Origin of the sequence: Pseudoalteromonas sp. S3260 (assembly GCF_005886925.1) — a bacterium.
Lineage (GTDB): Bacteria > Pseudomonadota > Gammaproteobacteria > Enterobacterales > Alteromonadaceae > Pseudoalteromonas > Pseudoalteromonas tetraodonis.
Window position 1 is genome coordinate 1 of record NZ_PNCV01000422.1, and the last position, 361, is coordinate 361.

1 pseudogene is annotated in these 361 nt (G+C 45.7%); it reads right to left on the bottom strand.

Annotated features, from left to right (window positions below):
• Positions 1-361 (bottom strand): annotated as a pseudogene (locus tag CWC14_RS19045) (TonB-dependent receptor); the annotation flags it as partial.

Consider the following 361-nt stretch of genomic DNA (forward strand, 5'->3'; position numbering starts at 1 on the left):
TTCAATGTCTTCGCCTTTAGCGTTAACAGTTTTACCTTTTTCACCATTGCCGTTCCAAATGTGACCGCCTTCGTTGTACGAAGAACCTGTGCAATATAAGCCATTTGCACCTTCAGCAAGAGGACAGGTAGAGAAATCACGATCGCCTTGAGATGCTTCACCACGATCTGTGTATTGCATGCCGATTACAACGTTACCACGGTCAAAAGAGCTACCTAGTGTAACGTCGAATGAGCTTTCTTCTGCATCACCTTCACCGCTCATCGCAGTGTTAAGGTTCATGTCTAGACCTTCGAAGTTGTCTTTAAGGATGATGTTAACAACACCCGCTACCGCGTCAGTACCATATACTGCAGATGCG